Annotated in this window: 10 protein-coding genes; 5 read left to right on the plus strand and 5 right to left on the minus strand. The window is 49.4% G+C overall.

The window, feature by feature from the left end:
* Positions 1 to 15: 15 nt before the first annotated feature.
* The 4 genes from AAHB90_RS23995 to AAHB90_RS24010 are packed head-to-tail and all read left to right on the plus strand — an operon-like array spanning position 16 to position 5,394.
* Positions 16 to 1,314: a hypothetical protein gene (locus AAHB90_RS23995; RefSeq protein ID WP_342087783.1), complete on the plus strand. Its 1,299-nt coding sequence runs from the start codon at positions 16 to 18 to the stop codon at positions 1,312 to 1,314.
* A gap of 30 nt (positions 1,315 to 1,344) precedes the next feature.
* The gene (locus AAHB90_RS24000) at positions 1,345 to 2,703 is read left to right on the plus strand and encodes a PhoPQ-activated pathogenicity-related family protein (RefSeq protein ID WP_342087784.1); all 1,359 of its coding nucleotides are present in this window, start codon (positions 1,345 to 1,347) and stop codon (positions 2,701 to 2,703) included.
* Positions 2,704 to 2,751: 48 nt separating this feature from the next.
* Entirely contained in the window at positions 2,752 to 4,530 is a 1,779-nt protein-coding gene (locus AAHB90_RS24005) for a metallophosphoesterase family protein (RefSeq protein ID WP_342087785.1), read from the plus strand.
* A 21-nt stretch (positions 4,531 to 4,551) separates the two neighbouring features.
* Entirely contained in the window at positions 4,552 to 5,394 is an 843-nt protein-coding gene (locus AAHB90_RS24010) for a glycerophosphodiester phosphodiesterase family protein (protein ID WP_342087786.1), read from the plus strand.
* A gap of 46 nt (positions 5,395 to 5,440) precedes the next feature.
* On the opposite strand, the gene AAHB90_RS24015 is transcribed toward AAHB90_RS24010, so the two are convergent.
* From AAHB90_RS24015 to AAHB90_RS24025, 3 genes are all read right to left on the minus strand, one after another.
* A complete protein-coding gene (locus tag AAHB90_RS24015) occupies positions 5,441 to 5,776 on the minus strand; it encodes a HepT-like ribonuclease domain-containing protein (protein WP_342087787.1) in 336 nt (111 codons plus the stop codon).
* Positions 5,769 to 6,059 carry a nucleotidyltransferase family protein gene (locus AAHB90_RS24020; protein ID WP_342087788.1) on the minus strand — a complete coding sequence of 97 codons (291 nt, stop codon included), beginning with the start codon at positions 6,057 to 6,059 and terminating at the stop codon, positions 5,769 to 5,771. Before AAHB90_RS24020 ends, AAHB90_RS24015 begins: the two co-directional genes overlap by 8 nt.
* 80 nt (positions 6,060 to 6,139) lie before the next feature.
* A complete protein-coding gene (locus AAHB90_RS24025) occupies positions 6,140 to 7,426 on the minus strand; it encodes a hypothetical protein (RefSeq protein ID WP_342087789.1) in 1,287 nt (428 codons plus the stop codon).
* A gap of 154 nt (positions 7,427 to 7,580) precedes the next feature.
* Here AAHB90_RS24025 and AAHB90_RS24030 point away from each other — a divergent pair, with 154 nt between their 5' ends.
* Positions 7,581 to 8,804 (plus strand): DegT/DnrJ/EryC1/StrS family aminotransferase, encoded by a 1,224-nt coding sequence (locus AAHB90_RS24030; protein ID WP_342087790.1) that lies wholly within the window; start codon positions 7,581 to 7,583, stop codon positions 8,802 to 8,804.
* 25 nt (positions 8,805 to 8,829) lie between these two features.
* Here the strand turns inward: AAHB90_RS24030 and AAHB90_RS24035 are convergent, their stop codons facing one another.
* On the minus strand, positions 8,830 to 9,345 hold the full coding sequence (locus AAHB90_RS24035) for a GNAT family N-acetyltransferase (RefSeq protein ID WP_342087791.1): 516 nt from the start codon (positions 9,343 to 9,345) through the stop codon (positions 8,830 to 8,832).
* Position 9,346: 1 nt separating this feature from the next.
* A complete protein-coding gene (locus AAHB90_RS24040) occupies positions 9,347 to 15,451 on the minus strand; it encodes an alpha-2-macroglobulin family protein (RefSeq protein WP_342087792.1) in 6,105 nt (2,034 codons plus the stop codon).
* Positions 15,452 to 15,526 lie beyond the last annotated feature (75 nt).

Consider the following 15,526-nt stretch of genomic DNA (forward strand, 5'->3'; position numbering starts at 1 on the left):
AATCCCATCTCCATCATGAAATTCAGGGCGATTCTCTTTTGCTGTTTCTGCCTGTACATAAGCCAGGTTGCCGTTGGTCAGCATTTCAGGGCAGCGGCAGCCGTAAGGTTGATCACGCCCGATCCGCTGCTGCCGGTTTCGGGCGGCATTGGTACCCCCAAAAAAGCGACTGAAAAAAATGGTGAGCTGTATGCGAGGGCATTTGTCATGGAGAAGGGCGCAGTGCGGATAGCTATTGTAAATGTGGATAATCTCGGCTGGCCGGCCGCCTTGGGCAACAGGTCGAGAAAGCTTATCAAAGGCGTCGCGCCCGAGAATGTGCTCATAGGCGCTACGCATACGCATAGCGGGCCCGACGCTTATGGTTTTCCCAATGAAAAAGGCGAATCGTTCGCCGACCTTGCCTACCTCGATCGTTGCGTACAGCAAATTGCTGATGCTGTGAACGAGGCAGTCGGGAAGCTGGAAGATGCTTCATTGAAAATTGCGGTGGGTGAAGCAAAAGGCAAGATCGCCTACAACTATTACGCCGACCAGCTTTATGATCCGCGTTGCGGTGTAATCCAGGCTATTGCGACTTCTGGGGCCAACAAGGGCAAACCTATTGCGACCCTGGTGAACTACGCGGTGCACCCGGAAGTGATCGGGTCGGGAAGGGGTATTCTGAGTCCCGACCTTTGCGGACCACTCTATGACCGCATCGAGTCGCAGGGTGGAGGAACGGCCATTTTTATGAACGGCGCGCAGGGCGGAATGGTAACGGCGGATAACCGTCTTGAAAACGGGAAGGAGGCCAATGATTGGAGTGAATGCAAAAGGATAGGCGAGCTGTTGGCCGACGAAGCGTTGAGAATCGTGAAAGATGCGGCAGTTCAGGAAAATCCCGATGTCTACTGTGTTTCCCGCAGGATTGAGTTCCCGGTTGATTCCGAGATCATGCGTTTTATCCTCCAAAAATCACCCATTAAGAATGAAATGGCCGGTGATAACCGGATCGTGACCCTGCTTAACCTGCTCAATATCGGTACCGCCCAGGTGCTGACAGTGCCGGGCGAGGCATTACCGAATATCGGGTACTATGTAAAAAGGCATATGAATACCAAACAGCCGTTCCTTTTCGGGCTGACGAACGATGCCTTTGGCTATATGCTTACGAAGGTGGATTTCAACAGTTTTAAAAGGTATGACTACGTAAGCCGGACTAGCCTGGGCGAAATGACAGGCGAGATTTACATCGAGCAGGCATTGAAATTAGTAAAAGACAGCCCCGCGCCTGCACCGACAGCATCTAAGCCGACTGTGCCCGGCAAGTAAACCGATTTTTCAAACCAAATAGGAGTGATCATGTTTTTGAAAATAATCCTCAAATCCGTTTCGTCTATACTGTTGGCAATTTTTGCCAACGTTTTTGTGAATGCACAAAAAGTAACGCCTGAAAATGCGTTGGAAAGTTATCTTAACAATGGCGACAAAACCTTTAAATGGGAAGTGAAAGAGACGTTCAAACGCGACGATCTGACATTTTACCAAATACTCGTTACCTCGCAGAAATGGCGCGAATTTACCTGGACACACCAGATGACGGTGATCGTACCCAGGGAAAACCGGCACGACGACGCATTGCTTTTCATTACCGGCGGCTCCAACGCCAACGGGCAGCCGAACTGGAACAGCAAAAAGGATGAAAAAATGTACGCATCGCTCGGCGCGGTGGCTACTACGAACCAGGCCATCGTGGCATTGCTGAAACAAACGCCGAACCAGCCGTTTTTCGACGATCTTACGGAGGATGCACTGATTTCTTACACGTTGCACAACTTCAAAAAGGACAAGGACTATACCTGGCCGCTGCTTTTTCCGATGGTCAAAAGTGCGGTGAAGGCGATGGACGCGGTGCAGCAGTTTTCCCAAAAACAATTGAAGCATACAGTTAACAGCTTCGTGGTCACGGGCGCGTCCAAGCGCGGGTGGACAACCTGGCTTACAGGCGCAAGCGACAAGCGCGTGGAGGCGATCGCGCCGATGGTGATCGATGTGTTGAATATGCCGGTAAGTCTTGATTATCAGATTAAATCGTGGGGCGATTACAGCGTCCAGATCGAAGATTATGTAAAACTGGGCATTCCACAGTCAACCGGCTCGCCCGACGGGCAGGCTATCACGACGATGATCGATCCTTTTTCCTACCGCTCGAAGCTGACGATGCCCAAGATGATATTTATGGGGACTAACGATGAATACTGGGTGGTGGACAATATCAAAAATTATCTCGACAAAATTCCCGGAAAGAATATGCTGCATTACGTGCCGAATGCGGGCCACGACCTGGGCGACGGTAAGCAGGCTATGGAAGCCCTGAGTGCGTTCTTCGGCGCTACGATTAACAAGCGGCCTTATACCGAATGCAAGTGGAGCCAATCGATAGCTAACCGGAAGGTGAATCTCGATATCAAGGCTACTTCCGATGCGCTGGTGGATGTGATCCTGTGGTCGGCCAACTCGCCGGACCAGGATTTGCGGAATGATACCTGGACCGCGCAGAGTTTGAAAATAAGCCGGAAATCCGACGTAAAGGTAACCGCTGAACTACCTGCAAGTGGTTTCAGAGCTTTTTATGTGGATCTAAAATACAAAACGCCCCAGGGTGACGTGTATACGGAGAGTACAAGAGTGTTTTTAACGGATAATAAGTCGGTTCTGTAAATCTTCGAAATAGGTGTAACTATACCTAACGGGAAACTTCAAATAGCCATGATCAAAAATAAAAGAATGCTTTGGTGGGCCTTGCTATGCCCTGTTTGGATGTCTTTTTACGCGGGAAGCGATGAGCAACCTGAAAGAACGGTGAAGGAAGTGATCGACCGCGCGGTGACACGACTCTATGAAACACTTACACCCGCGCAACTTGATACCATTTCGGATGCGTATATCCTGAGCGTTCTCAGCGATCGTGACAAGGAAACGCTGGCAACGCGTTTCTGGACTTTCGAAGTGAATGTTCCGGTAAGAGTATCGCTGATGCGGCATACCGGGCAGGCCATGCCCCCTTTCTGGCTTCAACAAAGCGGGTTTAGAAAAACACAGATGCTTGTTAAAAACGAAGAATATACCTACGAAGTCTGGCAAAAAGATTTCGAAAAAGGCCAGGTAGGGCTTGGGATCAATGGTTTTGACAAAGATCGGCCGGTATATTTCATTAGCGTAGCGCCGCTGGACAAGACCGAAAAATTGGCGGTCTCGAGCGTGGTTCCTGCACAGTATGCATTAAGTACGTTGCAAAAGGGCGCATTTACTTACCACGACTGGGACGGTCTGGTGTTGACAGAAGTGCCCGACGAACTGAAAGGCCAGACGCTCTTCACGACGGTGCGTGGACGCGCACGGGAGGCGCACCTGGTGAATGCATTCAGAACAACAGCGACGCCGTCGTCAGAAAAGCCCGACCAGGTGATCATGACATGGAGTGGCGACCCCGCTACCACGGCGAATATCCAGTGGCGTACCAGCTCTAAGGTGTTAAGGAGCAAAGTGAAATGTTGGAAACCAGGTGCTTCCGACACCCTTTTTACGGATGCTTCGGCATTTATGATGGAGGACAGGCTGTTGCAGAACGACCGGTTCGTGAACCGCTTTACCGCGCAGCTTAAGGGGTTGAACCCGGGCTCATTGTACCATTATTCGATTGGTACGGGACGTGCATGGTCACCAGCATCGTCGTTCCGTACTGCCTCCGATCGCGTGAAGGATTTCTCGTTTATCTGGTTCGGCGATACGCATTACTCACCTATATGGGGCGATATGGCGCAAAAATCCATCAAACGACACCCTGAAACGGCCTTTTTCTCCATCGCAGGCGACCTGGTGACCACCGGCCTGCACCGCGACGATTGGGACCAGCTCTGGGCGCATGCCGGCTCTACATTCAGCACGCGACCACTGATGCCGGTGCCGGGCAACCACGATAGCCAGGACGGTCTGGGTGCATGGATGTACAAGGAAATGTTCAGCCTGCCTGAAAACGGCCCTGCCGGACAGCCTTCTGAAATGACCTACGCATTCAACTACCAGGATGCGCTTTTCCTGATGATCGACGCTACGCTTTCGGTGCCTGAGCAAAGCAAATGGGTTGAAAATCAGCTCAGGAATTCGAAGGCCAAATGGAAGTTTGCGATGTTTCATTTTCCCCCCTACAACTTCGAGGAGCCTTACGACGAGATCAAAAGGGAGTGGTGTACGCTTTTTGACAAATACCATGTGGATATGGTCATGAGCGGGCATATGCATTACTACTTGCGTACGAAGCCGATGTTTAAGGAGAAAGAAGTTGCGAGTCCGGCAAAAGGCACCATTTACCTGATGTCAATCAGCATTCCCGGCAAGCAGGTACGGTGGCCGAAGGAGGATTATGCGGTGGTAAGGTATAAAGATGGTCCGCTTTATCAGCATATATCGATCAAGGGAAATACGTTGCATTACAAATGTTACAACCCGGAAGGCGAGGTAAAAGACGAGCTGACGATTACGAAATAGTGTTTAATAACTTGAATTATAATGACCCGCATTACATTACCCGTTATCCTATTATTTTTTGTTGTTTTCAAAACCCACGCGCAAGTTGAAACGATCAGGAAGGAATTTCTGGACCGAACCTCTAAAAATGTGCTGGTAGCATCGCACCGGGCGGTGCATCACCAATTACCGGAAAATTCGCTGCCAGCGATCAGGGAAGCGATCCGATTGGGCGTTGATATTGTAGAAATTGATGTAAAAGTGAGCAGGGATGGTATTCCAATGCTCATGCACGACGGCAAAATTGACCGTACTACCACCGGCAAAGGCGACCTTGAGACGCAAAGCTTCGAAGAGCTCCGGAAATTACGGCTCGTTTCCAACGGCAAAGTGACGGACGAAACGATCCCGACATTAGAGGAAGCATTGCAAACAGCAAAGGGGCGCATTATGGTCGATCTTGATCTGAAAACAGAACGAATCGACAAGGTAATCGAGGTTGTAAAGAAAATGGAGGCAGGCGACTTTGTATTCTTTTTCGACAGCGACTACGAGATACTCGCGAAGGTCGACGCTGCTTCTAAAAACTACATGCTTATGCCGCGGGCCTATTCGCAAGCCATGGCTGACTCTGCATTGACACGCTTCAAACCGGAAGTCGTACATATCGATTCGAAATTCTATACGCCCGAAGTCACGGGTCTGATCAGAAGCAAGGGGGCGAGGATCTGGATCAACGCATTAGGTACCCCGGATGTTGAAATCAGGAAAGGGAATGTCGTCGAAACGCTGAAAAGCCTTGCCAGCCAAGGTGCCAATATCATCCAGACCGACGAGCCGGAGAAGATGATCCGCGGGTTGAGGGAGTTGGGGTTGCACCGTTAAAACACAAAAGCCATTCTGAGATCGTCAGGATGGCTTTTGTCTCAAATTAAAAATCCAAGAGGCTTAATTCAGCTATAAGAATGGGCAAATAGTGGTTTTTTACTTCCCAGACGATTGAGAGGTCAATGCCAAAATAGTCGTGAACGATCCGGTTTCTTAATCCTCGAATTTTATGCCAGTCAATGTTCGCGTGGCGATCCCGGAACTCCTCGGGTAGCCGATTGGCCGCCTCGCCTATGATTTCAAAATTTCGGATTACTGCATCAACCGTTTTGTCGTCATCGATAAATTCTTCAAACGTAAGATTTCTGGTATAGTAGAGAATTTTGGTTCCGCTATCTAGCATATCCTGCACAAGCAGTGAAGGTCTGCGTCTAGACATAAAGTATTTCCGAAGATATCTCCTCAAAATACCGGGGTTTTATGCCTTTTTTGGATACCAGATCGACAGGTTTTCCAATGCGCTCCTCAATCAGATCGGCGAGGTCAACGAATTCGATTCCGACAGGCTGGCTAAAATCCACAATAATGTCTACATCGCTTTCCGAACTGAAATCATCTCTTACAATCGAGCCAAACAACCCGATTGAGGTTACGTGATATCTATCCGTGAGTTCTGGTTTCAATTCTTTCAAAATCTGCACAACGTTAGATAAGGCATCCATTTGAGCATTCGTTTGGTTAGTTAAATCTAGCCCTTTTATCATTAATTGACACAAAAATGTTAGCGATTATCCGTCGCTTTTCACTCAAACCGCCTGTTAGCTCCATTCAATTCTCCATGCGTGCTGATGGCGACGGCGGTGAGGATCGCGAAAATGGCGATAATGAATGCGAAGTTGATGGCCCAACGACTGATATTGAGACCGCGGTCGGAAAAGGATGCCTGCGTTTTTTTCATGAGGAAAGCCAGTACCGCCACATTCAGAACGTAGAGGTATTGTTCGATGCGGTAGAGGCTCATGAATGCGCAGGTAATGAGAATGCTGTAAACGGTGTACAGGCCGAGGTTAAGAAAGAAAAATAGCTGAATAGCCGCGTATGTAAGCGCGGAAAAAGGTGCTTTTGTCCCGATATAGTATTTAAATACACCATAACCGGCAAATGCCAGTACCAATAGCAATGCTACCCATTGTACGGCATTCGTGATTCCGGCCGCATCGGCGAGCGGGTCGAAACCCTGGATCGTTTCAACCAGTCTTTTCGTTTCAAACGACTGATCCCAGACGATGAATGGGATGATTAACGTCAGGATAATGATCGGTGCGAGCATGCGCGAGCGCGAGCCCTGCATATCGGTAGTTTCCCATTCGGACGTGAACGTGCCGTACGCCATTCCCACGCCGCCGAAAAAGCCGATCGAATATTCCATGACGTTCCAGAAGTTGAAATGAATGCCTGACACGCTTCCCATTACCTGCAGGAAGTTGCCGAATGCAAAGCCGAAACCGCTGCCAAGTCCGGCGAAAATGGCCAGCCTTATTGCCGAACGTTGCTGATGGCGGATCATGTGCCAAAACAACGCGACGGTCATTCCAAGACACGCGGCCCAGGCTTCCGAGCGCGGCGGTGTCATAAGCCAGCCGAGTTCCTCGATGAGCAGGTAATAAAAAATGATCGCCCCGGCGGTCATTTCCGTGATTAGCTGCGGCCATTGCACTGGTTTTTCGCGGGAAGAGGCCAGGGTAAGCCCGAATAGCCCTCCGCCGATCAGTCCGAACAGCCCACCGATAATTCCGAGCATCAGAAATCCGTAATAGACGTTCCCGAATTCGAGCCCGCGTGCAAAACCGACGACTTTGCCGTAGCTGATGATACCGCCTATACCCCAGCCAGCCGCCGAAGCCAGGGTAAGCTGGAATGCTTTGGCATACCAGTCTTTGCGTTTGGCGATCAGGACGATGCTCAATCCGCCGATACCGCCTGCCCAGGCGGCGCCTTGTTCGTGCCCAAACTGGCCGCGTATGGCCCAGGCCGTGCCCAGTGACATCCCTGCAATGAGCAGGGCATAGAGTAGTTGTCTGTTATTCATGAACGGAATGCGACTAAGGGTTTGTGGGATAAATACTGGGTTGTCGTCTAAAAAGACTATAATCCTACCCTCGGCAGGGTGGAAATAGCCCGATTTGAGTTTGCAATAGTATTCCCGTTAAAAATTGCCACAACATTTTCGGAATACCAGACCCATGAGCAGCAAAAAGGAACAACTCGCGATCTACGGCAGACCCAAGACCATTGAAAAGACATTTCCCTGGCCTATTTACGATGAAAACGAGGTGAATGCCGTTGCATCGGTTGTTGCGAGCGGCAAATGGGGCAATCCGGATTGTGGCGATGAGGTGGAGCGTTTCGAGCAGGCTTTTGCTGCCTATTGTGGAAGTAAATATGCCATTACCTGCGTAAATGGCTCGGTGTCGCTCCGGCTGGCGCTGATGGCATGCGAGGTGAAACCCGGTGACGAGGTGATCGTGCCGCCTTATACGTTCATTACTACGGCGTCTTCGGTGATTGAGTGCAATTGTGTGCCGATTTTTGTGGATATCGATCCGGAGACTTACAATATCAGCCCGGCGGCTATCGAGGCGGCTATTACCCCGCGGACGAAGGTGATCGTGCCGGTGCATTTTGGCGGGCTCGCTTGCGATATGGATGCGATCATGGACATTGCGCGACGGTACAACCTGAAAGTGATCGAGGATGCTGCACATGGGCACGGGGCCGAGTACAAAGGCAAAAAATTAGGCTCTATCGGCCATGTGGGCAGTTTTAGTTTTCAATCCTCCAAAAACCTGACCTCCGGTGAAGGCGGCATTGTCATTACCGATGATGATGATTTGTACGCGATGATGCATTCCCTGCGCAATGTAGGGCGGATCGAAGGCGGGCAATGGTATGAGCATTATAATCCGGGCTGCAATTACCGCATTACCCAAATGCAGGCGGTGCTGTTGTCGGAACAACTGAAAAGACTGGAAGAGCAAACGCGCCGAAGGAACGATAATGGTCTGTATTTAAGTAGTTTATTGGAGAAAATAGAAGGTGTTTCTCCTTTGGAACGCAACGAACATATCACGCTGCACGGTTATCACATTTACATATTCAAATACGACGCTTCGAAATTCGGTGGGCTAACCAAAAGCGAATTTGCCGCTATGCTAGCGGCCGAGGGTGTGCCGAGCTTCAAGGGTTACCCGCATCCGCTATACAAGCAGCCGCTTTTTCAAAACAAAACCTTCATGTGCTACGCCATTCCCGACAGCGCCGATTACAGCCGCACCTTTTGCCCGATAGCAGAACAAGCCTGTGATACGGACGCCGTCTGGATTCTCCAACATGCCATGCTGGGCGATCGGGAAGACATGGAAGCATTTGCAAGCGCAATTTTGAAAATTCAGGAGGCGGTCAGCTGACGCGAATGCCTCCTGTGCGGCGCTCTTACAATTCTTTCCGCATCATAATATCGGTCTGAATGTCGGTGCCGAGCGTGAAAAGGTGTTTATCAAATTCCACAAAACCATTTCGTTTGTAAAAACCGATTGCCTTTTCATTCTTTTCCCACACGCCCAGCCATACATAGGTGTACTGGTGTGTGCGGGCGATTTCGATGGCTTTATCATAAAACAGCTGACCAATTTTCTGTCCCTGCCAGGCTTGGAGGACATATATCCGCTCGATTTCCAATGCCGTATCATCTTTCAATTCACTTTGCGCAGGACCGTGGTTGATTTTGAGATAGCCGATCAGCTGGTCGCCATCATAGGCAAGGTGGAATTCTGAAAAAGGATTGCCGAGTTCGGACGCCACTTTTTCCAGGCTGAAACCGGTTTCCAGGTAATGCGTCATGTTTTCCTCTGTGTTAGCCGAAGAAAAAGATTCGTAAAAAGTGTCTATTCCAATTTGTCGGACGCTGTCCAGATCGTTGATGGTAGCTTGAATGATTTGTACGGACATGTTACTTTCCGGGTAATGCTTTTAATCTGACTCCTTCGCTATGAGCGGTAAACTCCGGCGCGTACATGCATTGGATCGTTGTGATACCATTGCTGAAATCGCCCTCGTGTGTTATAAAAAGCGGATATTCGAATACATAAGTTCCTTTGCGCAAGGCATCGAAAAAGAAATTGGTACTCGCGTCGCGCGTGCTTTCGTAGTAACCCAGACTACCTTGCCAGCGATAACCGCTCAGGACATTCACCGGTTCAAGCCCTGACGCCCGCATATCCTTCATATGCACATATTCCATATCCCGGTCGACGCGCAGCTCGATGCGTACTTTAATTTTATCGCCCACCTTCACGGCAGCGCCTTCGCGCACGGGTGTGAGCGCCGGGCCGGTATCTGTATTTGTTTCGACAAAAAGCTGTTTGGTGAGTTTTAAAGGTGTTTCGGCGAAGGTGATTTTGTCGAGATCTTCGAAGTATTGCCAGTAGACGGCGCCCCAGCCAGGGAGCTGAGAAGATGCCTTTCCGCCATTCACAATGAGATCGATATTCCCCATTTTTGCGGTTATTCCTGAATCGATGGTTTGTTTAAAATAACCGGTACCGCTTTCTGTTTTTTGGCCCGTAGAACTGATTTCCGTGTCACCAACGCGGACAGTGGCTTGCGGAGATTCGGCTAGCCAATCGCTCCCATTCATGAGCAGGGCATAGCAAGCCTCTGCGGTCGCTTTCGTGCTTTCCCAGCTATTGGTCTGCTTGTTTTTGAGGAGCCAGGTTTTCAGAGCGGCAATTGTCGATTGATCATTGCCAATTTCCTGAAACGCTTCAATGAGCAAAGCCTGGCGCTCAATGGGCGCCTCATGCCACCACCATCCGCGCTGGTTCGCCTTCCAATACATACCGAGCTCTTCGTTACGGATAGCTGTCTGGCGCAATGATTCAAGGATCTGATTTGCCGTTTTACTGTCTTGTGTGCGCTGTGCTACTAATGCGGTCATGCCTTGCAGCAATTTGGATTGGGAAACCCAGGTAGCTCTCGCCCGATCGCGGTAGTACTGGTATGCCTTTTGAGATCCGGTTGGAATTGGCTGGCTGAAAAAGCTTCTCGCGTAAAGATATTGCAACGCTACCGGTCCCGGAACATAGCTTTTCAGGTCTGTTTTATATTTGATGAGGTTTTTGTAATCTTCCTGAATGCGTTTATCGAGGTAAGGAATGGCTTTCTCAAGGATCGCATCGATACCTTTCTGTTGTACGGGCTGGAATGCCTTGATCTTTTGCAAATGCCCGATGCCGGTAACGATATACTGGGTAATGTAACGATCATCAGGCCCGCCTTTGAACCAAACAAACCCACCGTTGCTGCTTTGCATTTCCTGTAATTTGACCATGCTTGCATTCAACTCGTTTTCCATTTTGGCAAGGTCGAACAGCAATGCAATGTTGCGTTTTTGCTCGTCTTCCGTTTTCGATGCCAGCACCCAGGGTGTTTCTTGCAACACCAGCGATTTCAGCTCCTGATTCTTGTGCAAATTACTTTGCAATGCTTCCTTACCTCTCCATAATTTGAAAATCTGCGCCATGCGTGTGGACGCATTTACGATATGCGACGCAAGCGAGTTGGCATAATAACGGTTCCAGGTTTGCTCGGCACACTCGTACGGATATTCCATTAAATATGGCAGGGATTGTACCGCATACCAGGCCGGGTTACTGCTGTATTCAACTGTTACCGACTGATGGGTCAATGTAGCCGACTGGGAGGATGCTGCCAGTTTTTCGAATGTAAAATGCTTCGTGCCGTTTCCTTTTATCGATAGCGGCATGCTTTCCGTTACCAGCATCCTGTTGGGAAGAACGGGCAGCATGTTTTCTTCTCCATCCGACAGGTTTCCGGCTTTCGCAACGGCCCGCCAGGTAACCATTTTGTTGAAGCCCTTTGGTATTTCCAGTGAAAACAGAACAGTTTCGCTTTGGCCGGCTGCAATTGAAAAGGCGTCAGACGGCCTGTTATTCCTGAAAAGATCATCCACAGGCAGGCTGGTTTCCGTATCGATCAGTTGAAGCACCACTTCGCCTTTCAGCATTGCTTTGGTAAGGTTCACTACCTTGACCGGGAAGTTGATCCGGTCGCCTTCCCGCAGGAAACGCGGGGCATTGGGTTGCACCATCAGTTCTTTTTGGGTAATGATCTCCTTAGAACTGTAACCCAAAGCAAGCTCCTGCGTGTGCGCCAGCGCCTGAAATTTCCATTTCGTGAGCGCTTCCGGCATCGTGAAGGAGAAGGTGATGTTCCCTTCGCCGTCGGTTTTTAAATCAGGGAGAAAGAATGCGGTTTCGTTGAAATTGGTGCGAAGCGGCGATGCTGCATTAACTGTCGGATTGGGTTCTGCGCCCTCTGTTTTGGTTTTTTCCTGATTGCGATTGAAGCCATAATCTACCTTCACAACCTCGTTCAACTTGGGATCTCCGTCCATGCCGATGGATGTATCCCTTTTTTCTTCCATTGCCATTGGTGCGGCTTGCGGCATGGATTCTGCAACGGCCCCCCTGACCGCCATTTGCATACGCCTTGGACGACTTCCACCGGCCACATCCGCGGCATATATCCCCAATCCCTGGATTAGCACATCATAGCTCTTCTCAAAATACTTGTATTCCCCATGCTCCGCATAACGGATATTTGCGTCTGCCGAACGGAAGTTGCCATTGTCGGTCCAGTATGTCAAGCCGGTTTGTTCGCGCCAGATGTGTGGTTTTGTCCATTGATGCGGGTAAAACTGATCCAGTGATGCGTCGTACATGCTGCCCAGCATTTCAGCAGCCACTTTTTCTTTGCGGTAACCGCTGATTTTGACTTTCCATGTTTCCTTGCTTCCGGGCAGCGTTTTGTCCCGGAATGTTTCATATTCAATTTGCAGGTCTTTATTCGTCCAGGGCACCATGATGGTTTCCATGTAGGTATGCACCCGGTTGTGCTTGACGAACATGTAATCCACGGAATAGCCACCACGGTCAGCTTCCGAAGCGGTATAATTAAAGGTCCTGACTTCATCATTTAGTGTGATGTAGGAAAAATCTTTCGTAGCTGATTTTTGATTGGTACTCGTAACCAAAAACACCTTGTCGGCGGAAGTACCCAACGCATATTGGCCTTTTTCGCCCGGCTCAATGGCCTTGCTGTGCGTGGGTGCGATGTACTGCGAATGCGTAAGTTTTTTAGCGTTGGGGTCGGTCAGTTCGATAAACTTGACGTCGGTGAGTTTTTCTCCGGCGGCATTAACCGCGCTGATCTGAATTTTATAGAAACCGGCACCGAGCCCAAATTCTGAGACTGGAATTTCGGAATCGGGGCTGAGACTAACGGTTTTACCGACGCCCACGCCAGCCACCTCCCAATTTTCCATTTCCGTTTCATCGTTATATTCATCGTTTGGAAAATTAGCCAGGTATTCGCTTTTAGTCATTACAAACAAATCGGGCTGTGGCCAGAAACGGGTCCTTATCAGCCTCTTTTCCGGCAAGATGCGTTCGATCCGGATCGTTGCGTCCGCAGGGGCAAATGCGCCGGCGAGGTTTTCGGTACGAACAGACAGCGATTTGAATTGGCCGACATCCATTTTGGAAGGGATATCGGCTCGCAGCACATAAGACTTGTAGCTCACTGAAATCAGCGTCTGGGAGCTCCTGGTCTCCCCATTACTGTCCGTTACATCTGCGTAGACAACGTAGTCAAACACCGGGTCCGTTTTGGAATCGATCTTGAGGTCGGGAATAGCTTCGAAATGAACCTGGAATGCACCGTCCGGGCCGGTCACGGTATCGCCATGTGCAATTTCCATAGGCTGCGCCGGTTGCCACCAGCGTTTGACCAGCCAGGTGTAGATCATTCTAGGCGTACGCATTACCCGGTACTTTACCGTCGCTCCATCGATTGCATTCCCTGCGTAGGCCAATGCCCTACCCGTCACATTTATCTGCTCGTTAACCTTGTAAGTGGTTTTAAGTGTGTCAAACCCTACGGCAAACAGCGGTCGTTTATATTCCTCTACACGGAAGTCGGCCCGGTACTCATCCCTGATCTGTATATAAAAATTACCGGTAAGCCCGCTTTGCGGAATATTAAACGAGCCATTAAAACTGCCGAATGCATTGACGTGATGCTTTGCCTCAGCCACATGCTCCGCATTCGCGTTATAGAGCGTAACGGTGAATTCCGCGCTCTGATCGTTGAGTACACGGGTACCTTTTCTGACAATACCCTTGTAGTAAACCGTCTGGCCAGGGCGGTATAAACTGCGGTCTGTGAAAAGATATGCTTGTATAGTCCCGTTGGCTTGTTCTTCAGTGTTCTCTTCATTATAGTAATACCTGCTTGCGTGTTCCTGCAAGAAGAGCCCATCCTGCTGATAAGTGATTTCCAGCAGCGTTTGTCTGGCACTGTTGGTTTGGGCCGGTGCAGGTAGCTCGAAACGGCCAAACGGATCAGTAGTAAACCTTGGTCCTTTAGTGCTGACGTAGCTCCTCGTATTATAGTTGTAGCTTTTTTCCCAAACCTGGACGGTTGCCCCGGCCAGCGGTTGACCGCTATCACGGTTCAGGACAAAGAAATCCTCTCCTTTCTGCACATAACTAATATCGGATACATAAAACAATGTAGCGCCGAGTACCGCTTCACCATTTCTGAAACCGGCGTCGGAACTCACCAATAGCACGTACTCTCCGGATGGTAAGCCCTCGGACTTTATTTCAACGGCGTGTTCCTGATAATCTCCGGTTTCCGGAAGTGACTGTTCCCAAGCGCGGAATGGCTTCAAACTCGCCAACCGGGTCCATTTTGTATCGTTGTCGTCCCGTTCCATACTGGTTCTGATTAGATCGTTGGCTTTGACAACCCGTACAAACAACTTGTTAAAATTCTTGTACTTCACCAGCATCCGGAACGGTTTATCGACAACATTCACTTGCTCCATTGAAAAGTAAAGGCTTTTCCGGATGATTTGTTTGGCCAGATTAAATGCATTGATTCCACCTTCCGTCTCCGGGTTTTTCCCGGCAATTCTTTGACAGATTTCCAGTGCTTTTACGCGCTCAAAGCGGAGTGTCGAATCACTTCCGGGTTTATAATTATCTGCCTCTTCATTGAGCCAAAGTGCTTTCAGGTACCATGCCTGCGCCGCTGCCGGCGTAGACTGGTATTGGTCGGCAATGTGACTGACCGCCATAAAATAAAGCGCGTCCTTATCCGGGTGTACGGATTTCTGCCTGACATATTGAAGACGGGCGAGATCGACGTCGATCAACGCGCCCGGATCCTTGTCTTCCAGGTGGAATGCGATTAGTTTCTGATAAAGTAGCAGGGCATGATGTTCCAGCGAAGCCGGATCTTTTGTTTCAAATTTCCGGTGAATAAAGTCGGCGGCAGGATCAAATGCCGACGCCGTGTTGATTTCAAATTTGTAGGCTGGTTTTTTGATATTGGGTTCGTCGGTAGAGAAGTATTCCAATGCTTTGAAAGTCAGCAGATCGTATAGGGTTGGCCGCAGTTTACGCGTATTGCCTTTGGTAATAATGGCGTCAAAGGGTTCAAGCCGGGTATTTTTCAAAAGTGCCTCGTCGCGGATCGATTCGAGGTATAATGCGCCTATTTTTTGATGAAAATCTTCGGTTCCCCAGGTAGCAATGTCTTTTTTATCGAAGTTGACCGTGGCGGTGCGGCGATAAAGTTGCCAGCGGACGGTTTGGTAGTAGAAGTAGTATTGAGATGCCAGTAGGTTGGTCAGAATTGACTTAGCAGGCCCGGTGCTGGCGGATATCTCCTTTTCCAGATCAAGAATAGACGCAATGGCATTATCCTCACGGTTCTCTGCCTGCAACTGTATCATATATACAGCCGCTTTAATTACCTGGGCATCCTGCTTGTCTTGTTTGGCAAGCAAATGTATTTTTCTTACCTGTTCCAGAGCATCCTTGTCAAGTCCTTTGCCGGTGAGCTCGTCGACTTTCTTCCACTCTGCATTATAATTTTTAACCGGGCCTTGTCCGTATGTGTGCATAGTTAACGATATGATAATGGTGATGATCAGATAGTAACCGAAGGTGTACGCTATTTTCATCGTGTGAGGAATTTGGTTTGTGATGATTGCTTAAAGATAATAAAACGCCGCAGTGTCAAAAGCGGCATTGAGCAG

It is taken from the genome of Dyadobacter sp. OTU695 (genome assembly GCF_038440355.1).
Lineage (GTDB): Bacteria > Bacteroidota > Bacteroidia > Cytophagales > Spirosomataceae > Dyadobacter.

Bases quoted from the DNA above. Each gene is read 5' to 3' on its own strand.
- AAHB90_RS24035 (WP_342087791.1), bottom strand. From the start codon at position 9,345: ATGTCCGTACAAATCATTCAAGCTACCATCAACGATCTGGACAGCGTC.
- AAHB90_RS24015 (WP_342087787.1), bottom strand. From the start codon at position 5,776: ATGTCTAGACGCAGACCTTCACTGCTTGTGCAGGATATGCTAGATAGC.
- AAHB90_RS24010 (WP_342087786.1), top strand. From the start codon at position 4,552: ATGACCCGCATTACATTACCCGTTATCCTATTATTTTTTGTTGTTTTC.
- AAHB90_RS23995 (WP_342087783.1), top strand. From the start codon at position 16: ATGAAATTCAGGGCGATTCTCTTTTGCTGTTTCTGCCTGTACATAAGC.
- AAHB90_RS24025 (WP_342087789.1), bottom strand. From the start codon at position 7,426: ATGAATAACAGACAACTACTCTATGCCCTGCTCATTGCAGGGATGTCA.
- AAHB90_RS24000 (WP_342087784.1), top strand. From the start codon at position 1,345: ATGTTTTTGAAAATAATCCTCAAATCCGTTTCGTCTATACTGTTGGCA.
- AAHB90_RS24040 (WP_342087792.1), bottom strand. From the start codon at position 15,451: ATGAAAATAGCGTACACCTTCGGTTACTATCTGATCATCACCATTATC.
- AAHB90_RS24030 (WP_342087790.1), top strand. From the start codon at position 7,581: ATGAGCAGCAAAAAGGAACAACTCGCGATCTACGGCAGACCCAAGACC.
- AAHB90_RS24020 (WP_342087788.1), bottom strand. From the start codon at position 6,059: ATGGATGCCTTATCTAACGTTGTGCAGATTTTGAAAGAATTGAAACCA.
- AAHB90_RS24005 (WP_342087785.1), top strand. From the start codon at position 2,752: ATGATCAAAAATAAAAGAATGCTTTGGTGGGCCTTGCTATGCCCTGTT.